12 protein-coding genes are annotated in these 25843 nt (G+C 43.7%); 4 read left to right on the top strand and 8 right to left on the bottom strand.

What is annotated here, in order from left to right; genetic code table 11:
- Positions 1–70: 70 nt before the first annotated feature.
- The gene (locus tag F995_RS10805) at positions 71–613 is read left to right on the top strand and encodes a phage antirepressor Ant (protein WP_004646875.1); all 543 of its coding nucleotides are present in this window, start codon (positions 71–73) and stop codon (positions 611–613) included.
- A 202-nt stretch (positions 614–815) separates the two neighbouring features.
- A complete protein-coding gene (locus F995_RS10800) occupies positions 816–1142 on the top strand; it encodes a hypothetical protein (RefSeq protein WP_004646874.1) in 327 nt (108 codons plus the stop codon).
- Positions 1143–1408: 266 nt separating this feature from the next.
- On the opposite strand, the gene F995_RS10795 is transcribed toward F995_RS10800, so the two are convergent.
- Positions 1409–9799, bottom strand: a complete 8391-nt coding sequence (locus F995_RS10795; protein WP_004646873.1) for a PLxRFG domain-containing protein — start codon at positions 9797–9799, stop codon at positions 1409–1411.
- On the opposite strand from F995_RS10795, the gene F995_RS10790 reads away from it, so the two are divergent.
- Entirely contained in the window at positions 9798–10535 is a 738-nt protein-coding gene (locus F995_RS10790) for a DUF4124 domain-containing protein (RefSeq protein ID WP_228127481.1), read from the top strand. The two genes, F995_RS10795 and F995_RS10790, sit on opposite strands and share 2 nt — an antisense overlap.
- A gap of 33 nt (positions 10536–10568) precedes the next feature.
- On the opposite strand, the gene F995_RS10785 is transcribed toward F995_RS10790, so the two are convergent.
- Positions 10569–12512, bottom strand: a complete 1944-nt coding sequence (locus F995_RS10785) for a hypothetical protein (RefSeq protein ID WP_004646870.1) — start codon at positions 12510–12512, stop codon at positions 10569–10571.
- A gap of 144 nt (positions 12513–12656) precedes the next feature.
- Here F995_RS10785 and F995_RS10780 point away from each other — a divergent pair, with 144 nt between their 5' ends.
- Positions 12657–13847 carry a PIN domain-containing protein gene (locus F995_RS10780; protein WP_004646869.1) on the top strand — a complete coding sequence of 397 codons (1191 nt, stop codon included), beginning with the start codon at positions 12657–12659 and terminating at the stop codon, positions 13845–13847.
- A gap of 101 nt (positions 13848–13948) precedes the next feature.
- Here the strand turns inward: F995_RS10780 and F995_RS10775 are convergent, their stop codons facing one another.
- From F995_RS10775 to F995_RS10750, 6 genes are read right to left on the bottom strand one after another with little or no spacing between them, the layout of a single operon-like run.
- Complete coding sequence (locus F995_RS10775; RefSeq protein ID WP_004646868.1) at positions 13949–16471, bottom strand: hypothetical protein; 2523 nt, start codon at positions 16469–16471, stop codon at positions 13949–13951.
- Positions 16472–16473: 2 nt separating this feature from the next.
- The gene (locus F995_RS10770) at positions 16474–17799 is read right to left on the bottom strand and encodes a hypothetical protein (protein WP_004646867.1); all 1326 of its coding nucleotides are present in this window, start codon (positions 17797–17799) and stop codon (positions 16474–16476) included.
- On the bottom strand, positions 17792–20380 hold the full coding sequence (locus tag F995_RS10765; protein WP_004646866.1) for a hypothetical protein: 2589 nt from the start codon (positions 20378–20380) through the stop codon (positions 17792–17794). Before F995_RS10765 ends, F995_RS10770 begins: the two co-directional genes overlap by 8 nt.
- 3 nt (positions 20381–20383) lie before the next feature.
- The gene (locus F995_RS10760) at positions 20384–21025 is read right to left on the bottom strand and encodes a hypothetical protein (RefSeq protein WP_004646864.1); all 642 of its coding nucleotides are present in this window, start codon (positions 21023–21025) and stop codon (positions 20384–20386) included.
- Positions 20997–22169, bottom strand: coding sequence for a hypothetical protein (locus tag F995_RS10755; RefSeq protein ID WP_004646863.1), 1173 nt, complete (start codon positions 22167–22169; stop codon positions 20997–20999). The genes F995_RS10760 and F995_RS10755 overlap by 29 nt, the downstream gene beginning before the upstream one ends.
- Before the next feature lie 11 nt (positions 22170–22180).
- The gene (locus F995_RS10750; protein ID WP_004646862.1) at positions 22181–25840 is read right to left on the bottom strand and encodes a hypothetical protein; all 3660 of its coding nucleotides are present in this window, start codon (positions 25838–25840) and stop codon (positions 22181–22183) included.
- Positions 25841–25843 lie beyond the last annotated feature (3 nt).

Raw genomic sequence — 25843 nt, 5'->3', positions numbered from 1 at the left:
TAAAAAACACACAGCAAGACGTAAAAGCCAGAAGCATCTTTATGAATACGGAATCATTTGGAGTAAGGCGGTGAGCACAGTTTTAAAAATTGAAGATCGACCTCTATTCATCGAAGTTGAGTTGAATGGAAGAATCCAGTTGGGTGTGAATGCGCGTGATTTATACAAGATGCTGGAAGTAAAGGCTGAGTTTTCTCATTGGATTAAACGACGAATTGCACAGTGTAAATTTGAAGAAAATTTTGATTATCAGGTTTACGTCAAAAAAGACGATAACCTAAAAGGTGGACGACCAACCACTGAATACATCATCTCGGTAGATATGACCAAACACCTCGGAATGATGGAACGAAATGAAAAAGGCCATGAGATTCGAAAATATTTTATTGAGCAAGAGCAACTAGCACGTCAGCTTAAAGATGGGTTACAGGCACAAATTGCAAAAATTTCCGTGCAAGTAGAAATTATTACCCAATCACTATCAGAGGCGGGTCGATTCTTATCAGTGAATGGGAAACAGACTAAACCGGCGCTCATAAAAGAATTAGACGATCTCATTGAACAAGTACAACCAAGTCTAGATTTTAAGCATAATGATAATGAAGAAATTTAAATTAGACTGGAGTGAACGTGTAGAAAGTGCAAAAGAAATTTCCCAAGCGTTGGTAGAGGCATTATATATAAAATATTTCCCCCCAAAGACTGCCTGATAACTTAATTAAACTAAAACCACTCCGGAGAGTGGTTTTTTAATGTTTGAAAAAACAACAATATATTGTATAAATTGAATATATAAATAATATTATGAGGTTGCCATGCCTGAGTGGTTAGATTTTAGAATAACTAAAATAGATTGTGCTTTTAGAGAGTTTCCTAAACTGAAGTACTTATCCTTGCTTTATGCTGCACTGGTAATTTTGTTAGCGATTTTCTATATGCCTATTTTAAAATTGGCACATAGCTTTAACTATTTCGGTAGCTATCCATTGCAAAATCTGATTGCAGAAAATATAGGTTGGTTATTTTGGGGGCAACTTGTCCTCCCAGTGGTACTTGCTGTATTTTTTTATTGGGACGTCTCAGGTCGCCATGATGAAATGTATTTGAAGAAATATAGACAGTTGCCAAAATGGGTTAGATAAAACCAAACCTCCCCACCTTTGTAACAACCAATAATTCTTTTGTAACATTTATGTTATTAATTGTTTGCTTTACTTATCATATGCATATGAATGATGAAAAGTGAAGCGCCGAAAATGCTAACAAAAACAGAAATCGCCGTTGTCGTTCTAATGATAGTAGCCTTAATTCTCATCATTTATGAGATAGGACAAGGTGGTAGTTGGACTTTATAGAATTTAGCCTTTATTAAGCTTAAAAGAAGAAGCCCCCTAAGGGGCTTTCTCTTTTACTCATCAAACGCAAAACGTCCTATATCTGCATCCTCACGTTTCTTGTTCGGCAGATAAATACCATGCTCTGCTTGCTTCACACGTTTTTCACGCTGACGTAAACTTTGCATCGCTTGGACTCTACTGATCCGACGTGATGGGTTCTTTTGGTTGAAGGTTTGAATCTCTGCCCAGATTTTTTCTTGGTCATTTGTATCATCACGCTGAACCGCGCGGACATAATCATTCATTAGATCATCACGACGATTATCCAAACGCTTGGTATGAGAGTAGATTGCGCTACGCCCTTCGGTGGCCAAACGCACTTCACTTGGGCTAAAACCAACTGCCTGTGCTGCAAGGCCCAACATACCCACATCATCTTTAATAACCACTTTTGTCTTATCTATTGAACCTTCGGTCGCATAACGAATAGATCGTAACGGAGAGCGCAAGAATACAGGTGACATGGTTTCCACCCCTCGCATACCATAACCATCTTTAAGTTCTTCCAAGCCTTTAAAGGTATTGGTGAGAATCCCTACCACTGGGCCTAATGCACTCATCACCATGGCATCACTAAAGTCTTTACCTTGCAGGCCATCCTGTACATCTGGTAATAACAAATTATTAATACCAACACGGCCAGACAAGTCAGCTGGGCCAAACCGTGAAGCACCTTTCATAAGAACTTCAGAAGTTTTTTGGCCAAAGGTATCTGCCAGCCAGTTGCGTATCGCTACCTCCGCATCCCAAGGTTCATCATCATCACTTCCAAGCATTGAAGCCATGGCCAGAATCGGCCCAACCAAAGGCAAGCCCATTACCCCGGCAAATACGGTGTGCATACCGATAATACCGGCTAATGCACGCTGTGCCTCACGACGTGCTTCAGGAGTTTCGCCTTTAAGCGACTGGTGAGCGGTACGTGCCAAGGTGTAAATCATGTTCTGGCCAAACTGTTTGAACAACAAAATGACCTTGGCAATATTACCTTGCATGATTCGTGGGCGATTCCCTGATGAATAATCGAAGTGGCCCTTATAGGTAGAGTCCATTGCCTGCTCAAAAGCCTGTTCGTGCATTGAGCCACTATCACGTGCCAGCCGGTACGCTGCAATAAAGGTCACTTCACGGTTAAAACGTTCAGCATTGTGGAATAGAGTACTTGCGACCCGCATAATCGGACGCAGTTTCCACATCACACCACTATCTTCACCTTGGGCAATACCGGCCAAGTCATGTGCCATGGTCACATCGATCACACCACGACGCACAGCTTCTTCATAAGCCTTGAGCTCATCGCCTTTCAGAATCTTGGCAATATCATTTTCCCAGTTCTTTGGATTGATCCCTTTGATTGACACGCCTTTACGGAAATCATTTGATGCCTGAGCCAGTGCTGCCCCTGCCTTATCATATCCCCACTTGGCACCCATCTGAGGATAGGCCACCAATACTGTTTGCAAGGTGTTTACTGCTGCCGATGCTGGTGATAAACCCAGGTAATACAGGAAGCCTAAACTGGTTAAAGCTGTCGATAATGGGTGTGAATTCGCCTCCATCATATTCTTGTGACGCTTATTCATCTCCTCGATGACTTGTTGTGCTACACGCTGGTCATAACCTTTACCAGCATTAAATTCATCATTAGCATGCTTTTGCATTCCATCCAGCATTTCCTCAAGTTGATCTTTATAACGCAGCTTGGCCAAGTAACTGCCACCATGAAACATATTCTGGGCAAAGGCACGACGAGCATCCTGGCTAAAACCTGCGGTACCTTTACGGTGAATTGAGTGTTTTGCATAAGATAGATCCGGCAATGATTTTAGGTATAACTGCCCTAAAATATCTTCTAGCTCTGTCTGACGTTGTGCATTCAATCCTAGGCTGCCCAACTCATTAAATAGAGTAGTCATAAAGCCACGGCCTACACCATCTCGGGCCGCATTAAATTCTTTATCAAGTTTTGGTTCAAGCACATTACTGCCTGGATATTCTGTCAATAAAACTTCACGTAATTTATAAGCCTCGGACAAGGTTTCAGCACGACTAACACTCAACACTTCGCCTTTATTATTCTTCGCCACTACCACATATTTACCAAAACGCTGTAACGGGAAGTACACACCCTGCGTATAACCAAAGAAATTAGCATCCATCTGCTGCAGTAATTCAGTCTTCTTCTGATTACTGATACTTGAGCGCAGAATACGATCCTGAATTGCCTGGCGCACATCACGGTGATGCTTTTTATAGGCATCACGTGCTTCTCGATAAACCTTTTTCGCGTCATCAGATAATGCATCAAACTGTTTTTTCAGCTTGGCATATTCTGCAACACTGTCACCTGGTTGATATGGCTTGGCAGGATCAATCTTGGCCAAGGTTGCATCGTGCATCACATTGGCCAACTCTTTTTCATCTTTCAAGTCAGCCCAACGACGTGCCAGTTCATCTGACATTGCAGCCACTTCGTTCTGATCAGCATCCATCATCGCCACCATATCGTTATATGGTTTTAATTGTGGTAATAGCTTTTGATACAACTCTGTCAACTGACGACGGCCCAGTGCACCTAATACATACTGCAAAGCATGTGTAGCCTTATAACCTGCTTCGGTTTTAAGTTTATTACGACCCTGCTTATTCATATTGCTAACCAGATTCTGAATAATCTGCTGAGCGTTGGCCTGCCGGCTAAACCGGATATCGGTATCTTGACTGCTAAATAGTCCAGTATTTCCAACGGCTGATTTGACCTGTTCCGGGTTAAATGCGACCAGGTAATCCATATCGTTGAACTGGTGCCGAATTCCATTGAAACCGTCTTGCATAGCACCAACAATCTGCTCACGTGTGGTCTTGGAATTGCTATCAAACATCTCTGGAATATTGGCGAACAGGGGCATCACTGTCCCTTCATTATCTTGAGAGCGGCTGCCGGCATAATTTTGCGCTTCTTCATAACGATCGGTTAGATACACGCCACGACCCAGTAAACCACCTCCAAGTTTAAAGCGGGTGAATTGAGAGGATGTGCCGTGGTAAACCACTTGAGGTTCGCCATTCTCATCGACCACTTTAGAGGCGGTCTCAGGGCTATTCTCCCAGTCACCAAACCATTGTTTAAATTCTGGTGTCCGTACCTGCAACCACTGCTGTTCAGTCAGATTGGTAGGTTTACCATTCGGTGCTTTCATCCACTGATCTGTACCTTGGAGTTGTGCACGTACATTTTCTACTGAAGTCGGTTCGGCAATTTGCTGCTGGATCATGCGGTTGGCCAAGGCCACCATATCGTTTTCATTCAGATTTAAATTGATACCCAAGCGATCAAAGGCCCATGCCTTCACAGCACTCACGACCTTATCAATAAAGCGTTTGATTGCACTTTTTTGCAGGGCATTCATCTCTTGCTGAGTAGAAGCTAGGGTTAAAAGATAAGGCAGGTATTCCAGCTGCTGTGTTTTGGTATCAGTTTCACGTTCTGCAAGACGTTTGGCTTCTAGTGCAAGCGGATGTTTACGCTGAACCATATCGTTGAATATACCCATAAGGTCGGCATATTTTTCTTCACTCATGACATTCTGGAATCCACCATGACCACCCAGCTCATGCAGGAAGGTTGGGATAATGCTGGTTTCGTTCAGGTTGTTTGCAACCAAGGTTACACGGCCATTCTGATAAAAGCCTTCCACACCTGGTTCATCTACAGTACTGACAATATCGAGTAGCCCACGACGCTCCAGGCTAGAAATAGTCTTTTCACCGAAGCGATCAACTAGAGCTTCACGCACTTGTTTTGGTGTCTGGCCAGACTGCATATTATCTTGAGCACGACTATAAAGACGTGTACCGGTATCAGTCTTCTCAGTCTGCAACCCGCCGATCAGATCATCAAAAGCCTGATTGATTGCAACACGTTCCTCACCAGATGGGAAAGGTCGCTTTACGCCATAAGGTGTAAGGATACCCACATTTTCAGGACCATAATTCAGGAAAGGACTACGGGCATTTTTGGCAGAGATCTTATCTTCTACATATCCCTGGAATGCACGTGCCGACATCTCATGTGGAGTCGTCCAGTAGTCACTACCTCGACCTTGATCTAGCTCTTTGGCATTCATGGCAAACTCAGTCGGTACAGACTTGTACTTGGTCGTGCTTTGCTGTGCATCAGCAAGTAGTTTAAGGCGGCCCATATAGCGGCTCATGCTGCCGCGAAGATAGTCCAGTACTCCCTTAAAGTCTGCATTAAATCCTGATCGACCACGGACGGCTTTAAAAATCTCATTGATCTTGTCCAGCGCATCATTAGTATGGCGGTACCCACCAAAAGTACTACGGCTTTTGGGGTTCTTACGCGCCTCAGTCTCAAGTAACTGGCCTGTGATAATAAGCTCTGCTGCAGTGTCGAACTCTGCCAGCTGGTCTGCAGAGGCAGGTTTATTAAATCGTTTGTAGTACTGCGGATCGAGCTGCTTGGTCAGGTTCTCACGGATAGAATTTAGCTTATCCTGAACTTCGTCACGTGAACGTGCCACAAACTCATCTGCTGCCTGTGTATCTTCAATATAAGCCTGTGACTTTTTAAACATTGTCACCATAAGCTTTTCAAAGTTATTACGCACATCCTCACGTACGCCGGACTTCACCACCTTGAAACCATGACTTGCAAAGCGATCTGCCGGGTTCGCTTTTACATTCAGACTACGGGACCCATCTTCATGCTGGATCCATACAGAACTGGCTGAACCATCTTGGCGTGACAGGTAATGATCGAATGCATGCCACCATTCATGCGCCAGAGATCCGGCACCATTCATTTTGGTTAAATTGATAACGACACGATTAGATTCATAGTGTGCTTTGGCACTACTCAAGCCTTGACCACGGGCACCAAATGCCAGTGCCAGTTCTCCATTCAGGCTTAAAGCTTCTGGTGGAATATTCAAAACTTCAGCCAGATCCATCAGGCCATCAAATGCATCATTCAATAATTCCTGACGTTCGGCCTGATTATTCCAGTTGCCAAATTCCACACCACGGAACCCGAATACACGGCTAAAGTCAGAATCTTTGGCATCTCCTTCACGGCGGGCTACACCGGTACGCTGAGTATTCTCAGGACGTGGCAGATCTAGCTCACCAAACGTGGTATTAGTCTCTAAAATTTCCTGCGCATGACGTACCAGGTATTCATTTGTTGCATCACGGGTATCAAACAACTGCTGCACAACCTGCACATGCTTACGGTCTGATACGGTTCGGACAATGATGTAGCCTTTTTTTCCATCTTTTGTGTCAGTGGTGACACGATGCTTCATAGCAACCGCTGCCACAGGTAGAAACTTCTCAGCTTCTTCCTGGCTGTTAAACATTTGATTGGTAAGACGACGGTTATTGCCCATCCAGTCCTTATTTTTGGCATCTGAAATCGTCCACTTGCCGACTTCAGCTGGATTGGATGATGCTGCAATTTCCGAAATCTCAAAACGTTTGGCCCAGGTCGGACGGTCATCTTTAGGTTTTTCTGCTACAGGTTTTTTACCAGTTTTTACTGCAGTGTCTTTACGTGCACCACCAATTTTTTCACCAAAGTCCTGAATGACTTCTTTTGGTTTTGTGGCAGCAGGTTTTGAACTATCCGGTTTTTCCGGAGAGTTGGATTTAATATCCTTATTTTGCTCTTGCACCGGAGCTTGTGCCGGAGCCGGACTGTCTTGCACCGGAGCTTTATCCTCTGTCGGTGCTTTCCCGACCCATTCACCCGTAGCGGGATGCTTCATTCCCAAAATTTCAACACGGCCATTTTCATGTTGTACTGCATGATAGTTTGGATTTTTGAGTGCATTTCTCTTTTTGGGAACGCTATGCAGGTCAATCGTAAAATCATCAGCCAGTGTTTCAACATCAGACATCACGCTTTCCAGGCTGTCACCATAGTCACGCTGAATACTCTGTGGATCTATGGTGGTTTCGGACTGAGGTGCTGCACTTCCACCTGCAGGTTTCTTGGTATCCCCATTTTTTAACCATGACTTAAACTCATCCTTACTCATGGCACGCACAGGGCCTACCTTCCAGCCGTCATCAAAGTTAGATGAATAGGCCTGAACTGCTTCTTCTTTTGAATTAAAGCCCATCATTACCTTGTGTTCATCAAAGCCACCAGTTTTCTGATCAATCTGATCCACAATAAAAACCTGATCTGATTCAGGATTACGTCCTACATAGGTATCAATGTGCTCATTGTCTGCGCCAGTCGTTTTTTTAATGTAACCGTAATGGTCACTCATTTCATGAGCCCATTCCTTTCCATCAGGATCGGTACCGCGTCGCTCAGAACCACGCGGGTTTTCTACAGTGATATCCAAACCATGAACTTTGATATGTCCCTTCTTGTAATTTCCGGCTTCAATTTGTGCCTGAGTAGGTTCTGGCAAATCATTCTGAATGCTGGTCGCAGCTGCATGCGCACCCTGATCAATCGGGTTGTCTTGCTGCAATTTAGCAATCTGCTTGCGGATCTGCGCCTTTTTAGGTACTGATTTTTCAGTGACAAGCTGTGCTTCCAGTTCGGTTACTTTGGATTGAATATCAGGTAGTTTGGATTTTGCTTCGCTAGTTTGGATTTCATTTAGACTCTGGTTAGATGGGACGATCTGATCTGCATCAGATTTCGCAGGTTGTAATCCCTTCTGCGCTGCTCCCATCGCAGACGCTGCATTGGTGTCATGCTGTTCAGAAACTGGTTGGCTTCCATTGTTAAACGGTGCATTTCCTTGCTGTGCTGTTCCATTCTGAATGCCTTCATCAATAGTGATTGTTGCATTTTGTTCTCCTTGCTGACGCTGTTTCAGCTGTTCAATCGCCGTAGTAACGTCTGCGCCATAGGTACTTTGTTTGCCATGGATCTGTTCAGGTGTAAGTTCACGTGCTGCATCTGCTGCCTGTTGTAATGGTGCATTACTGTCTTCAGTCTTCCCGGCAACGTTAGACGCTGTTTCAGCTGCCGTTTGTGCCTGCATCTCAATCTGCATCTGCTGAGATACACCATTGTCTACAGCTGTTGCAGCTGCTGCAGAAAGTGGACCTAGATTTGGATCAAGCCCCATCTGCTGGGATGGTGTTGGCGCAGACTGACGTGACAGACCACCAAATTCAATTTGACGTTCTGCATCGGTCGGCATCTGGTCATATTCAAAGTTCTGACGCGCCTGGACTGGATCTACAGCATCTTGCTGACCGGCAGGAATATACTCACCTTGCAGGCCATCAAAACCTAAACCGGTGCCGCCATTACCACCCGTTGGTGCTGGCAACATTGGAGTGCTGCCTGTAGTATCTGTTTCGTCACCTGATGCTAGATTTTCAATATTTGGCTGACCTGCCCACTTCGATACTTGGCTGGCCCCTGCCACGGTACCACCCATGGCCATACCAGCTAAGGTGCCCATAACGATGGCATCATCCACACCTTCAAACAGATCCTTATCCAGCGCATAGTTTTGAAGGACCTGCTCAGTCACTGACTGTGGCATTTCCTCAAGTAGACCCTCACTGATTGCACCGAGTACGACACTTTTAGGAATACTCGAGAACGGGATTTGTGAAATTTCATTCGCCATTTGTTCAGGCTTAACGCCACGGGCCATCAGCGTATCTACATCTTCAAAACCTAGTTTTTTAGCAACGGTACCACCCAGAAAACCAAGCAAACCACCTGCTACACCGGTACCCGCTGCCGCAGCAACCTGCTTTCCAGTCAGCAGACCATCATCAGTTTCCTGACGGATCTGTTCAGCCTGAGCACCAGCCATGACCAGACCTTCACCAGCAGCACCTGCAGCAACCGGATTAATCAGACCTTTGGATGCTACATTTAGACCACGGCCTGCCAGACCACCCAGTGCCATAGATGGCAAAGACTCAACGACTGTATTGGTGATCATGGATGGATTGGATAATGCCACCTTGGTTTTATCAACAATTCCTTCAGTATCAGAAAATTCCTGCGACTGAACCTTGGCATGATCTGTTTTTTGGTCCTGCCAGTACTTCCGACCATCACCCAGTTTGAAATTGTCTGAAAGATTATCTACAGCCTTACCTGCGCGACCACCGGAATACAGATCAGCAACACCGACTGCAACGTCTGGCACCGATGCAAGACCACCCATCAGGGATGCACCTAAGTCACGGACATGCCCACCAAAACCTTTATCTACCGCCTTGGCTGTACTTGGATCAAACTTGGTATTTTTATTGTTTGAAGCCTGAGTTGTATTTGCCACAGGCTTGGCAGTACTTGGATCAAATTTAGAGCCATTGGGCTGACTAACTTTTGTAGTATTCTGTTCTTCTAAGAAGGGATTATTGATGACTTTGGAATCAGGCATGACACGCTCCTATGGTATGCCTAAATCATGCTGCTTCCACTTAGTACTGGTCGAACCCTACAAAACTATTGCATTAATGCTCATTTCAGTCCTTAATAATCTACAAAAAACGAGGGATAACATAATGTTAAAAAAAGTGATTTTAACGAGTTTGATATTGGGGTTTTCATTTTCACACGTACAAGCCAAAAACTATTACAAGTGGGTAGACAGTAAGGGGAATGTCACCTATTCAAGTAAGCCACCCCCATCAGGTGCAAAACAGCAAAAAATTGACACCATAAGATCACTTGGCACACCTCCTGCACTACAACGAGCCTATACACCAAAGCCTTCTACTAATAGTACACAAAACCGTCAATATCAGGCCGCCACGCAGCAAGCTTATACACCACGGCAATCTGAACGCAACGCAGAAGATGAAGCTTTGCGTCAAAAAATTATTAAAGAAGCGAGCACACCTTATAAGGGTTCAAAAGGATTGACTGCTAATCAGCGCAATACTTTAGCTGCCATGTCAGGTGTAGATGTACCAGCTGCTAACTCAAACTCAAGAAACTCCTATTCAGCACCTATGCCTCCTCAGACAAAAGCACCAACGTCAACACATATGACCAGTTGTGATGGGTCTGGTTGTTGGGATAATCAGGGCAACCGCTATAATGGAAATAATGGCACTTATTATAATAATGGTCGTATGTGCCGAGATATTGGTGGTCAGATGCAATGTAATTAATAAAGAAAAGCCACCGTTTAGGTGGCTTTTTATTTAAGGGATCTGGACATATTCCCCATTAACTACATAGGCTCGGTTACCGTTGGCATCCTCAACCACCTGGTAGTTTTCAAATTGCTGTGTCGACTGACCCTGTCCCTGTTGCGGATTGCCAAGATCGACATACTGACGAGACTGAGTATCAAAAATCTGTTGTGGACGATTGATCATGCTTCTTGTATTTTCATCCCATTCCTGACCACCACCAACTGCCATATAACGATCACGGCCATTCTGATCTTTCGCACCAGTTAAGCGGTTAATACGCTGCTGGATAGACTGACGCTGTTCATCAGTCTGAGCTTTATCATACATTTCATGCAGTTTCTCAACTCGCTCCGCCTGACGAATACCAAAACCTTCCTTCTTCTCAGTCAGATTTTGTTCACGCGCTTTTAAACCAAAGTTGGCATTGAACTGCTCACCATCTTGAGCAAGACTGGCACCATGACGCATGTTCTGACCATCTTCGCGCATACCAGTTTGCAATATGCTGGCAGCATTGTTGGTGCTATTGTTTTGAACACTGGTCATATTATTGGCATCAGTGTTATACATCTGCACCGCCCGGTTCTGATCACCCTGGTTCAGCTCAAGTAACTGTCCACGTTGATTCGCAGTCATCCCACGTGCACCCTTGATAGGCGCACTGATATCACGGACCAACTGACGACGTTCATTTACTTGTTCATCTGTCATTTGCGGTCGATCTGGATAGCGCAATCCAAAACCCTGTGGATTCATCTGCTGCCCAATCGCAGCCTGAATCTGCTGTTCACTTGGTCCCATCTCCCGGGTATTGGCCATAAACTTCGCCACACCTTCAGGATCTCGAGCCTGACGACGAATACCACTCGCTTGAGTTTCAGGAACACCTGAAGCACGGGCCTGAGCTGCTGCTCCTGGATTGGCATAGCTGAAACTGTTCCCGTTCTGCTGAATTGCATAAGGATTTGTTGTGCCAGATTGTGCTTGATTACCTGCAGTTGAACCATACATTGCCTCATTCATTTGATCGTTAAATGACGGTGCTGGTGTTGTAGCTACTTGCTGTTGTGGTGTTGCTTTTGCACGTATTGCATCCCGCTCTGCACGTCGTTTGGCAATATCTGCCATATTTGCATCGGCATCTGCACGGGCTTGATTGATTTGTTTGTCGGCAAATCGGCTGCCAAGCAAGCCAAATGATGCTCTATTCCCAACATCAGATAATACACCAGCGGTACGAATCCCTAAATCAGGCAGTACGCCACGCTCAACCTTAGGATCCAACCCCATACGTGTCGCATAATCTTCTGTTGATGTATTAAAACCATCAACCGCCCCCCCTGCCATCGATGCAATACCATGGAATACACCTAGACCTTTTGCGGTATTTTTAGCACTACTTTTTAGCATTTCAGAAGTTTTGGGCACTTGAAATTGAGGATGCTGTACAGATGGAGCACTTGGTTGTGGAGTGCGTGTCGCTGGCAATTGACGTTGCTCCGGTGTGACATCCCGCATTTGAGGGCCGCCTAAACGTGTCTGTTGTGCTTTACGCACTTCATCTGCAGAAGGATAACGGTTTTGCACCAATCCACCATCCCGGAAAAATAGCTTTGGTTTTTCACCTGGTTGATCCATGATGGTTTGTGGTAAGCCACTTGGGGTATGGGTCTGATCTTTCATTTGATCCAGTGCTTGTGCACCGACTGCATGCACCTGCTCTGGTGTCATCTGGAATTCGCCATTGCTGACATTTATATCCAGCGGTTTACCTTGGCCAAGCTGCTCTAAATTCTGTTCACCAATTTGAGCGGTTGAATCTGCCGGCATGATGTAGGTTCCATTCGGCACAGTCTTTTGTACGTCATCAGACGTACCTGTACCCGGCCCCTGAATTTTACCGCCTTCCTGATTGGGCTTTTTCTGCCCTTTTTTTAAACCGAAGCCCATAAAAAAGCCCTAAATCTTATTTGATTGGTAAAAGATACCCATCAGATAGGACTTAAGGCGAACCCTAGAGGACTATAGGTTTAACTTGCATTCATTCAAATATTTTTTTAGCATAGCAATGTATTCAATTTTAAAAATAAATCTATGATTCATATAGCTATCGATACAAGTGCAATTGAAAATAATAAATCTGTTAATGATGCAAATTACAAAGCACTTCAACGACTCGTTAATGCCAATAAAATAACCATACACATTCCCTATATCGTTAAAAAAGAAATTGAGTCTCAAGAGAAAGAATTTTACCTAACAAGATATAAGGCATTACAGAAAAGTTTAAAAGAATTCAATAGTGTTCAAAAACCAACCGAACTCTATGAAAAATTTAATGGTATGAAAAAAGAAGTTAAGCAAATAGATAGTGAGATTTTATCAGATGTTGAAAGGTTTTCTAATGCTTGGGTAAATGGCCTAAATAGCAATATATGGGAATTAAACAAGGCTCAGGCAATTTCTGCTTGGGATGCATATTTCAATGGAACAGCACCCCTAACATCGAAAAAGAATAGAGAGGATATACCAGATAGTTTTATCTGTAGTGCTATTAAAGAAATCAAAGAAACAGTTACCAATTTAACTGTCTTAGCAAAAGATTCAAAGGTATATAATACGTTTAAAGACATGTCTAATATTGAAATACATAAGACAATTGTTGATTTTATTAATTCAAAAAAAGTACAAGAAATACTTGAAGAACTAGACACTATTAGGGGTAAAGTTATTCTCCAAGGTAGGCTCACAAATTTAGTGGACTTTATTAAAGAATACGAAGCAACTACAGGTTTAATAGAATCTTTTCTTGAGTCTCAAATTGGTGAAAAAATTTTATATGCCAATATTTATGATATTCCTCTGTCGAATGATATGGATGGTGAAGCCAGCATAAATTCTTATCATAATGGCGAAAATATCAGAATTGATTTAGATAATCCTATACATTATGGCGATAATCAAATTGGATATAATTTTGAACTTGAAGTGGGAGTATTGGTCGATTATTTTGTTAATAAATCTGATTATTATTCCGAATTTTATTCGGGTCAAAACCTTGCTTCAAATATTTCCGTTGAAGATTGGAATGATCATGTTCTTCGTGCTGAAAGTGATATCAATATTAAAGTGACAGGAATCGTGTCGATTACAATAGATACAAGTAGTGTAGATTTTTCTGAGATTGCTAAATGTGATCCAGATGATTTAGATGATCACTTACATGACCTATATTCTGAATCTATAATTAACATCGAATCTATTGGTGAAATAGAAGTAATATAAATAATTATAAAGTTGAAACACAAAACTATCTTTGTGCAAAGATAGTTTTGAGAGTGATTAAAAGTATGTCTTTAATTAGCTGCTTCTAATGAACACTACGCTTAATAGCTGTAGTTGTGGCTTTCGCTCTTAGATTCAGACTCACTGGCACTGTAGCCAATTGAAGTTGAACCACTACCACTAATACTAGCTGAAACGTGCATAGCAGACATAGCACCTGCGGCAAGCTGTGTATTGAACTGCGCAATACCTTTCATGCTTTCCGCTGCAAGTTCGGCTTTCTTGATAGCATTACTGAGATCGACTTCATATTTTTTGATCTGCATTTCAGCATAAGCCAGGTTAGTCCGGATATTCATATCGGTATAACGAGCCTGGGTTTCTGCATTGGCAATACCGGTACGCATTTTCATATCAGCAAACTTGGCTTGAGTATCTGCATACGCCAGGTTGGTGCGTAAATTCAAGTCGGCATACTTGGCCTGGGTATCTGCATTGGCCAGTGCGACACGTGTACGAGATTCAATGTAGCGGTTATAAATATCACTGTTGGCAATCGTGGTCCGTAGCGATAAGTCTGCATAGCGTGAATGTGCTTCTGATACCGCAATCGCAGTACGTGAGCGCATATCGGCAAATCGTGCCAGGGTATCTGAATTAGCAATCCCGACCCGGATTTTCATTTCAGCATACTTAGACAAGGCATCGGCCAGGGCAATCCGTGTGCGTGAATTGGATTCAACCAGATTACCTTGCGCATTCATCTTCTCAATGGACAATTGAATCTGCGACTTCATTGCTTCCAGATTGGCCGTGTATGCTTCGGTTTCAAACTGCAGCACTTTCGACTGTGCATCCATAGATGCGCGATAGGCTTCGGTATTGGCCTGAAACTCTGCAATTCGTACACGTGCCGCTTCCAGTTTCATATCGCCTTCTTTCATCTTGATATTGGCTTTAGACGAAAGACCTTCAATAGTGGTGGCATAGGTACGTGCCAAAGATTCATAGGCTTGTACTTTGGTGCCTTCGGCCTTGATTTGAGAATCAAACATTTCCACCTTGATTCGCTCTGCCCCAACCTGCTCACTGTATGCTTGCACTTCGGTTTTGTAGGCATCAAAGTGGCTTTTCACTAGGTCAGCACGTGCAGTTGCACCTTGGATGAGTGCTTTATACACATCAACATTAGACATGACCGCATCAATCTTGGACTTGAAGATTTCAACTGTCTGTTGGTTGATCTGACCAATCACCACCTGTGCTTCCACCTGGGAACGGAATGCGGTGATTTTAGCAATGGTGCCTTCAATCTTGGTCTTGTATACATCGATCATCGATTTAAACGCATCGGTACGCGCATTAAAAATCGAGATTTGTGCATTAAATAAACTCAGTTTACTTTCGACCTGGAACTTGGCTGCATCCATGATGTTACCGACATAAGCAATCCATAGGTCTTGCTTTAACCGTTCCAGGGCAATACCTTGCTCGGTGAGGTAACGGATATGCTCAAGCTGCTTTTCAAAGGACTGAATCATAATGTCACGATTCAGATCAGCACTTTTTAAACGTGCATCATCCCGGATGGCATCGATCTGCTTCTGTGTCGATCCTTGTGGCAAGCTATAACCGCGACTGGCCCACTGATCAATCACCTCTTGTACAGCACGTTCTGTTTCACGGCTATTACGTTCACGTGCACGATTAAACAGTGCTGTTTCAATATCTACAGGTAAACCGGTTCCAGATGCTTTACTTTGTATCCAGTCGCGGATTTCAGCAACCAATGGTTGAATCGCGCTGTCCTTGTTATGAGCGTGATAGTCCGTTGCAGCAATGTCCTGTGCTTGTTGCATGATGCTATCAATATCACTTGGCAGCTCTACACTAAACTCCGGTGGCAAGTCATCAAATACCGGTAAGGCTTCTGGCTCATAGGTCGGCAAGGTAATGGCTTGCAGGGCTTCTATTTCAGGCAATACAATTTCAGGCGCATCGGGGATTTCCACACTGCCAATATCAATATCTGGTCGCACCGGTAAATCAAAGTTACCCAGGCTTGGCAATGTCGGAAAGGTTAAGATCGGGTTTTCAGGTGCTTCGGGTAAATTCAGATCAGATAAATCCAGACCACCCAAAAGTTCTGATACATCAATATTGACTGTATTACGGCCAATATCCAGACCAGTTAAGCTGAGTTGTGGCAAGGTACCAATTTCAATGTTGGTGTCGATTTCAGGTAAAGAAAAATTAGTGAGTTCTGACGGAATCTCAATATCATTCTGCATGATGGGTGCATCAGGCAGATTGATTTCCAGATTAGGAATTGCCGGTGCAGTCATGGCTGTAGGTCTTTCAATATCCAGGTCCAGGATATGCGGTACTGGTGCAGTGACATTCAGTTCAGGCGCGTCCGGTGTTTCAATATTCTGGAACTGTGCATTTTCAGGTCGCGGCAATTCTGGAACATTACTAACCGGTTCAACCTGAACACCAGAAAGCGTTGTCATCGCATTACTCATTTCACCGAGTAACTGATTACTGCGTCCTTCAAAGTATTTCATCTTGTCTTGGACTTCGGAAATCGCCTGGTCAACGACATTGAGTGTGGGGATAATCATGTTTAAATTCTCCGTTTTGTTTTAGTGATGTTCACAACCATGTCGTTAATGTAGGCTGTAGATCCCTCAATATTGACTGCAAATTCAAAATGTCTGCCACGTAAACCCCGACCAAACACCACACGACCATTGGTCAAATACTCGCTTGGTTCTTTCTTCAAGGCATAGTTAAATGTTTGTTGGTAGCCTGTTTGAGTGGTTCCCACATCGACCGACAATTGACCGTCTAGGCTATATTCTAAAATCATGCTTTCAGGATGAATTAAACCACCATCCCCTAGATCCAGTTTTGCGGTTTTGATCTTTGCCGTAATGCTTTGTGCACCATGCTTGAGTTCTTCAATACCATTCGATGTAACGCCATATAACTTGTCACCAATAACAATCAATTGCTCGTATGGGTAATCATAATATCGGCTCATGTTCCAACCATCAGCCGTGGTAGTCCATGCCCCAATAATTTCTTGGTCATCTTGGTACTCATCATCCAGGAATAACAACTCGGTCACACTGGAGGATGCTTGTTTAACCCCTTCAATGGATTCTGAAAAACTTAAACTGGATTCTGCCAGGCTTCGTACTTTCCGCTGTCCTGATACCTGATCTGAAAACACCAGGCTTTCAACCACCAGTTCAACCGTATCGGATAATTTTTGAAACTCATCACCAAACCGGATCGTATCTTCAATCGTGTCACTGAAAATTCGTACAGCTAGATCATGCAGTTTAAAACTTTCTGATACCTGGCTATGCACAAGGTTATATTGCTCAAGCTCTTGGCCAAGCCCTAAAGTTTCAACAATTAGGGTTTTTAACTTGTCACGTGTGCTATCTGATAGGACCAGGCTTTCTTCAATCAGATCACTGGAACGTGATAGGGCATGTAGGCTATCGCTTAATTTCAGGCGATCACTGATACTTTGGAATGCAGTTTTATAGGTGAAATGTGCATCGGCCACTTTAAATGGCTCGATGTGTACCATCTTATAACCAACCTGTTCAACTTCGCCCAGGCCAAGATCCTCAGTGATTAGTTCGGATTGTTTTACAAAACTGTGGTCAGCCAGGATAAAGGCTTCTTCAATCAGCTGAAATTTTCGTACAGAGTGGATCACCTGATCAGCGAAACCAAGTTCACTGTCTAACCGTCCTTTACGGCGTGATAAATCCTCATCCCCAAGCCGGATGATTTCCTCTACATTATGTCGAACCTTGCTAAGTATGGTTTCGGTGAAGGAAAATTTCTCAACATCACCCGATGTTATTTTTCCAAAGGCATCGGAACTTAATACAATTGTTTCTTGAGTATCATCACGATAATTACTCATGGATCACCCCAATAAAATGATAAGCCGCTTGATGATCAACTAGGCTTGTATGTCCGAAAATTTTACGAACACCTGGGGCCTTTTGTTCGTCCTGTTCACTAATATTGGCATAGATTGTTTGCCCCATAAAAACCTTACATCCATCCCGATACATGGTGAACCCATACTCATCAGGTGATGGTAAAAAATATTTGTCGTCAGGACGTGTTAATCGAACTGTTACAAGTTCAGTGGTATCCCAATACAATCGTCCACCATCTTCTTTAGGTGGGATGCTATAACCTGTCGCATAGGTATTCACCTTTGGTGCACCGCCACCACCACTATGAAGCCACTCATTGCTTTTTGGATGGACAAGCCATGTGTAGTCGGCAGGTAGACCCTGAATCCAGGGACCATCATCTGCAAAGTCGTTTGTTTCAGAAGGGCCGTAAATCTCAATTTCCACCCAAACAGGATCACCCTCTTTTGGTGAAGGGGAACCTTTCATAACTTCTAAACCACCCCGCCATGCGAATATTGGATCATGTGTCCAGTAACGATAAATGTATGGGTCTTGTACGCTGTATAGTTGCAAGCTTTCTGAATAGCTTTTAGAACGGTATCCTTCACGTACTGCATACAATGACGAATTACGCTGATACATAGGTATCACAACAGCAACATCCTTATATGTACCACTTGTCACTGTTGTTTTTGTGAGATGAGTGTAATAACGATTGCGCCACAAGGTCCCTGGTCGCCAAAAAAAGTTATCAAAGCTGAAAAATGGTTGAGAATCGTACCCTGCATCCCGACCTTCAATTGTGGTCTGCGTTACCGTGGGTGCGAGTTCTGCACGTTCGTCCATATCGGTAATATAAAAATGCCCCGCTAATGTACTCATACCCTCAGTGCTATTGCGATACCAACGCCCTACAATCATCGGATTTTCATAATTGCTATCCACATTCTTGTAAAACTGCGCACCATCGTAAAAATATTTCACAACCTTGATGTTGTCGCCCTCATAATAAGCAAACATGATCGTGTCACAACGAACTGACCAGTCAGGTTGCAGTGGGGTGAAATCAAAAGACTGACAAAAATCAAGTATGTAATTTGGAAATTTGATCTGTGGTTGAGCTTTGTACGGTGCAGGGTGAAACAAATACCCTCCATACACCTGATTCACGTTACCTGAATGTGTAGCGATTGCAGGGGCCTCGTACATATCCCAATAGTTGATTTCGGTTTCTGCCCGAGTGGAAGATTGGTCTGCACGATTTAAAATTTCACTGTGCGCAACGTGTCGCAATTTAAACAATAAGGCTTGTCCACGTACAGAAGTATTATCGATACTGCCGATAAAGCTGCTTAAATAGCGAGTCAGGGTTTCGCGGTCCTGTTTGGGTAAGTCACGCCCTAACACCACCTCATCCAATCCGTAATATTTTTCTGACGAGGATAGTGCAAGATTCAGCTTATAGGTTGAACTGTAAATAAGACCTGTAGTTTCATCGTAGTGATATGCTGTGTTATATGCGTTGTTCCCACGTGTGTTAAAAGACCACCCACACGCATCGTAAAACGAACTTTTCTGATGAAAGTCAGCGACATCACAGACAGGGATAATCACACCTGCGCGAACCCAAGCATTGAAATCTTCACGGTTCTCAGGGAAACATTCCCCCGATGGCATGGCACCAAAGGTTTCCAACACCTCAAGGATTTCTTCGTCACCCAACTTGTCTGCCACATATTCGTGAAACATTGGGTTAGCTGTGAGTGGGATTATGGGTAATGGCATTGCCCAAACTTTATCACTCACTTCAATCAACCAAGGTTTATTTTGGTTGTCAAAAGCAACAGCATGGGTTTTCTTCCATTTGTAATCGAAACGAAACGCACCATCACTATGCGGTAAACCGCTATACGCAGGTAGTCGAACAGATTTGTATTTTGACCATAAGGTTTTACTTAAAAACTCAGGTAAATCGAAACGCACACGTTCCACTGGTGTGTCAGGCAAGTTTTCAAAATCCTGACGACCATACCCACCTACAAACTGCATCAACTTCGCCATTGAACCGCTATACCAACCGGGATTCTGACCTGCATATTGTGTTTTCAATGCAGAAGAATTGGAAAGCATGTTGGAAAATTCAATAAAGCTGTGATGCGCTTCAATTGTGAAACGCTCCAACACTTGTGTTTTTGCTACTTCAAAACCTAAAGTTTTGCTTAATCGAGAACGGCATTGTTCAGTCAGTTTCAGCGCAACCTTTTGCCCACCTCGTAACATAGACCGAGTAATCACGCCACTGAAAAACATAGGGATAAACATTTTAACAAGACCGTCACGAACCAATTCTACTTCGTGCTTAACCTGCTTGTCCGCAATAACCCGAAAAATACCCCCCATGTCTTGAATGATGAAGTATCCACCATCGGGTAGGTCATAAACTTGTTTGAGGTTTTGTAATTCGGCTGCGTCTTTAAATGTCAAAAAGCGGTGAGTCACTGACGCAATACGATCTAAGTCTTTGTCTGTGAGTTCACCGCTAATTACATGCAGCCCATAGGGTTTAGGGCCAGTCATGTTTTACACCGTTGCACTTAGGCGATAACCAATTTCATAAACGTCACCATTCTGGAAGGTACGCGCTACCGCATACTTGCTTGCAGAAACGAGCGTACCTGTGGTACCGCCTTTGGTTGAGTTGGTGAGTAGTGCGGCACCAGTCACGGTTAAGGTCCCTGATGTTGCAATCGTCAGTTGTGCCGCTGCTGCCATGTTATCAATTGAATTACCATTGGTGTCTACAGGCACCCATTCAGGACGTGTTGCATTGGTATAGCCTTCGGTACCGCTAACAATTTCACTGGCTACTGCTGCAAAGTTTGCTGCTGTCCATGTCGGTGCAGGTGCAGTGCTACCACTAAATAAAGCTAGGTAGTATTTCGCGGTTTTTGCCTTAGTACCTAATGCCACATTCAGGATATGTGCAATCCCTTCATTGACTACCAGGTTTTCATTGCGCTGCCATTCACCACCATTGATACGATCAAAGTATTCACCCTTAAAGCTGATGCCACCGAGCTTGCCAAAAGTGATACTGTTTTCAGTTTCGGTGTATTCACCACGTTCTAATGCACCTAACAGTGCATCTTTGTTAATTTTTTCCATTGTCATGACCGGATAGTTAAACCAGTCTTTACTGTAGAACAGTGACAATTCGATCATCAAACCTTACAGACTGTCCACTTTTCGCGGTAATACCCTTTAAGGTATTAGCTTGCGGTTCAAGCAGGGTTCCCGATGGTGTACCAATACAATAGCCATTTTCAGCCAACCAGATCACCGCTTCCCGACCTGCAGCCGCTTCACCAAGCAGATCACTATGCACACGCAAGGTCGATCCGGGTACAGGTGCCTTTGCACCAGTCTGCAACAGGTTTAAGTCGCGTACATCGGCACCACTTAAAAACACGACGCTATTGCTTTGCCCTACCCAAATACCGGATTCAACCGGCTCCACAAAGGTCACACGTTGCGGTAAAGCAATAAAATCATAACGCTCATCACATAGGTGGAAGTTTAAAGCCTGGGAAAAGTACAGCATGTTTTTAGCCGCAGTCACCAAGCGACCACGCCATAACTTTAAAAATTTACCTGTACGCATAGGTGAAAGGTGCTGAAACTGAGCAGCACGTGTCAGGTCCTTATCGCTGCTAATGGTAAATGTAGCCGTATTAATGGCTACAGTCGCCACCTTTAAAAGCTCTGATCCATTACGCTCAGTCATGTAAATCACGGCCTGGTCAGCATTACCGCTGTAGTTATACGGTAAGATCAGTTCAATACCGCCTGCAACATTTAGACTTACACTTGAAGATAAGCCTGATTCGCGGCCATCTTTAGACCAGGCAATTGCAACAGTGTATGTTCCATCCAGTAGTGATCCAACTGATAAACGCGCCATCGGTTCAGGTGGAGTTTCAATCGTCAGTTTAATCACACTTGCGCCGTCATATTTATATAGTCCAAGCGCATCGGAGATAATAATAAAGTTATTCACCACCAGGTAATTCACACTTCCTTTTAATTGAACATCAAGACTTTCGTGTGACCAGTCCACCGGATTGATTTTGACCAATTCACCATTTAAGGTGCCAAAGGTATCGCCGTGTAATGGACTGTTCCATAAATTTTTGTATGGTATTTCTGTAGCGACGATACCAGTTTCTCGCAGCTGTACCCGACCGCTTGAACTAATATTGACGTTTACAGCATCACGCAGCTTAACAAACGGTTCACGACCAAAACTTGATAGTTTTTCATCGGGTGATATGTTGTCCATACCGCGCAACGGCATTAAATTTTTCATTCTGTACCACCTCAAAAATTAAAATCATTGAACGGTTTTAGTTCTCGATTCATCTCTATATTTATCGCCATAATCTGACGACCTACAAAATCATATCCAAAACGACTTGAATCAATACCTGGCGCATGGATGTAGCGCGCCACAATACGTTGCTCTGTATTTTCTAGGTCGCCTTTGCGGTATTGGTCGCTGTTGCCATCAGGTCTAATGTAATGCACTGCCAAACGTATATCTGGTACACCATAAAACGCATGATCGTTCGCTTGAGCAAAAACTTCTTTTGTCTGGAATATGTGTTTAGGCTTGTCCACCAACTCAACTTTCATTCGTCGTCCAAAATTAGCTGAGTCAAGCTGCGAAACAAAAGCATCAAAACCTTTAACATCCAACTGACGAATGAAATTAGAGATAAACAATGTGCCGAATATCGCCATGTTTGATCCGCGAGGTATCGTTGGCATCGGAAAACCCACATGCAATGATTGAGGTTTGTATAATGTTCCATCATGCGAACGCCCCATTACCAAGCTATCCAAGCCCTTCATTTTGAGTTCACGATGTAAAAGTTCTATATGCGTCTGACCAAACGACGTTGCATATAACGAATGTGGTCTTGGATAGTATGGTCCTGTATATAGAATTTTGAGCGTAAGCTGACCAAACGCCATCGAATCGTTGCTTTCAAACTGCACAACTTCTCGTAACATGGACGGGATTTCGTGCCACCCCATACGCGATGCCCGAATCCCGTTAGGTCGAATGTAATTGATCGAGGACTCAACTTGAGGTTTACCCATCGAATACGCGGTAAAACCTGCAACATGCAACGGTTCTAAAATGACGTTCGCAACTTTGGCAAAACCGAAAACAGCTTCACTATCCACTAGATCCCAACCGCTTTGGTGATTGAAATTGGCCTGACCCGGTGCATCAAATGTTGCCCAAATTGTATGTGGTGATATTTGAGGTTTACCAAAACTGAATAAGCTTTTTATCGACTCAGGATAAACACGCACCCGCTTTAAATAGATTGTCGGCCCTGTTATTGGTGTTAAACCAATACCAGGGCTTACATTGATATTATTACAATGGATAGTTGTTTGACCAAATATCGTCATCGATTGCATACTGCTGACATACAGTACGTTTTGCCACACATACGGTTTACCCACCTGATTGTCAGGTGCAGATATGCCGTGACCATCTCGCCACTCACCATCTATTTCGACGTTGTTTAGATAGATATATTGAGGTGTGAATGGCGGGGATTCTGTTTTCTCAACGTGTACTTGATGACCCACTGCCCAAGGCGCAAAAGCGTGAACCTCTATTTTTTGTTTTCGATCTCTAATCCGTGTCTGACCGAACAGCGTCGCGCCATCACCAATCGTATTTAGTTCTCGCCACTGTAAACGTATAACAGGCTCACCTAATTCGGCACTGTCATGCCCATGAATTGAAATCTCGGGTGTGACATTATGAACTACTGGATAACCGTAATACTCGCGTGGCGACCATCGTGGGGTAATAATGTTTTTATACACAGCAAAGTTAATCGCACCAATCGCACCATACTCTTGCCCAATCACATCAATGTAACGTGTGTACAGTTCTACAGTCGGCAATGGGATAGTCAACGGTTCGATGCTATATCGACTTTCAATATCGATAGATCGAATCCGATCAGCAATCATCGGTTCGCCCATTTCAAGCGAATCGAATGCACCGATATATGGAAAGTAGCGTCGCGTGTTGATAAGCCCAGGTTGACCAAACACTAAGTTGCTTTCCACTCCTGCAAGCGTTAGTTTACTGGCAGCATTATGGATCGCTGACCACTGGCTTAAAGCGTCAGGTTCAATCCCTGTTGTTTCAATCCATCGCAAATAGTGAGAAATCATATTCTGCGCTGAAATGTCAGAGGTATCGATCCCTTTTAAATGGATCACACGCGCGCCTAGATCTAATACAGGTCGCCCTATTTTTTGGAAGAATGTGCCGTGTGTGGTCACAGTCCTTTTCCCATGCACCACATGAATCCATTTTGACCAGGTTGGTGGATTTAATTCACTTTCAGCGAAGTAATACATTTCAATGTATTGGGTTAGATTGTAAACCTGGTCAACAGGGGTTAAACCTAAACTTTCAAAACCTTCGAGCTTGATATATTGGGTTGATAAATAAACGTCAGGTAGGCCGTATTCCTCCGCAAAACCTTGCGGATATAGTTGCTGTGATTCAGGGATGATACGTTCACCAAATAGCGTTGCATCAAAACCCTCCACATCAATGATGATTTTAGGACTTACCGTTGGTTGAGGTAATTGAGGTGCTGTAATCGCCTTAGCCAACAATTCACGACGATAAAAAGAAACCCAGGGTGAACCGACAATAGAACTATATAGCCCTTCCCCCATTTGAATATCACGCACTTCATGGCTTACAAACTGTAAACCGAACTGCTGAGATGCTATCCCGAAAGGTTTTGCAATCAAGACTCGATGTGAAACCTTAGCCACACCATAACGGTCAGTGCGCATCGCCCCTGCGACAATGAAATGGCTCGAAAGATATAGTTCATTGACACCGAATAAACTGCAATCTTCACCCGATAAGTCAATATTCTGCGCTTTATTTGCACCTAACTCCACCAAAGCTAAACCGACTTGTAAGCCACCGATCCCTGTAGGGAGCAGAATATCTTCGGCATTTTCTATTGATGGTGTGCCATATAAGGACAGATCAAAGCCCTGTACAGGTACTTCGTAGTCATAGAAAAAATAAAATGGAGTGTTTAAAGGGTTCGCTTTACGAATATCTTGGTTGAACTCAATGTTCAAAGGTATATTGTGTGACGGTTTTTCCCGAACAGGATAAAGTGCAGGGTAGCCAAACTTCGCACGTGACGCGATCCTACCTGCATAACGTATAGTGTCTGCAGTGTTTTTGATCGCAAAATTTACACCCATGCCATGAGTATCACCAAGCGTTACTTGCGATACAACATGATCTCCACCAAAAACGAAATGTCGATAACCGTCACTAAAATCTAGCGGTGTAGAAGGTGTGAACTCAAAATCAAACGTCCCAACACCTACGCTATTAATACGTGGATAACCGATACGTTCTTGATCAATTGATTTTGGTGCTAGTGTCCAAGCAATATTAATATCTTTAACAGCACTGAATGTTGGAGGGGTGATTCGACCTGCTTGTGTAATGAGTAATGTGGGTATTGCCGCTGTGCCGAAGTGAAAATAAGGTTGGCTTGTGTTTTGTGTCGCACTATCAAAATTGAAATCATGCGGTTCTGCTAGATGTGAAACTTGAGCAATACCAACACGCTCATTCATCACTCCGGTTGGTCGTGCCGATTGCGCACCCATTTTAACAACAGTTACACCAAGAAGGCTTTGATTACCCAAACTGATTAGGGTTTGGACAATTGCACCATCAAACAACATGCGTTGCGGATACGGCTCTAACTCTTGCTCAAAATCGAAATGGCACTGGAAAGCAAGTGAGCCGCCACGATGTATAACGGCCACACCGACACGGCCTAAATCCCCCACGCTTTGCGCAACCGCCCCCTTAGCGGCCAAGGCTAATGCAGGTCGGCCAAACTCAGAGGAAAAGATCCGACCAACCTGCGTAATCGGTAAATCAGCCATGCA

Source organism: Acinetobacter sp. CIP A162 (assembly GCF_000367905.1).
GTDB classification, from domain to species: Bacteria; Pseudomonadota; Gammaproteobacteria; order Pseudomonadales; family Moraxellaceae; genus Acinetobacter; species Acinetobacter lwoffii.
Note: the sequence above shows the minus strand (reverse complement) of the source record. Positions and strands in the feature narration are given on the sequence as shown.

Bases quoted from the DNA above. Each gene is read 5' to 3' on its own strand.
- F995_RS10800 (WP_004646874.1), top strand. From the start codon at position 816: ATGCCTGAGTGGTTAGATTTTAGAATAACTAAAATAGATTGTGCTTTT.
- F995_RS10785 (WP_004646870.1), bottom strand. From the start codon at position 12,512: ATGGGCTTCGGTTTAAAAAAAGGGCAGAAAAAGCCCAATCAGGAAGGC.
- F995_RS10795 (WP_004646873.1), bottom strand. From the start codon at position 9,799: ATGCCTGATTCCAAAGTCATCAATAATCCCTTCTTAGAAGAACAGAAT.
- F995_RS10790 (WP_228127481.1), top strand. From the start codon at position 9,798: ATGACACGCTCCTATGGTATGCCTAAATCATGCTGCTTCCACTTAGTA.
- F995_RS10760 (WP_004646864.1), bottom strand. From the start codon at position 21,025: ATGATCGAATTGTCACTGTTCTACAGTAAAGACTGGTTTAACTATCCG.
- F995_RS10755 (WP_004646863.1), bottom strand. From the start codon at position 22,169: ATGAAAAATTTAATGCCGTTGCGCGGTATGGACAACATATCACCCGAT.
- F995_RS10750 (WP_004646862.1), bottom strand. From the start codon at position 25,840: ATGGCTGATTTACCGATTACGCAGGTTGGTCGGATCTTTTCCTCTGAG.
- F995_RS10775 (WP_004646868.1), bottom strand. From the start codon at position 16,471: ATGATTATCCCCACACTCAATGTCGTTGACCAGGCGATTTCCGAAGTC.
- F995_RS10765 (WP_004646866.1), bottom strand. From the start codon at position 20,380: ATGACTGGCCCTAAACCCTATGGGCTGCATGTAATTAGCGGTGAACTC.
- F995_RS10770 (WP_004646867.1), bottom strand. From the start codon at position 17,799: ATGAGTAATTATCGTGATGATACTCAAGAAACAATTGTATTAAGTTCC.
- F995_RS10780 (WP_004646869.1), top strand. From the start codon at position 12,657: ATGATTCATATAGCTATCGATACAAGTGCAATTGAAAATAATAAATCT.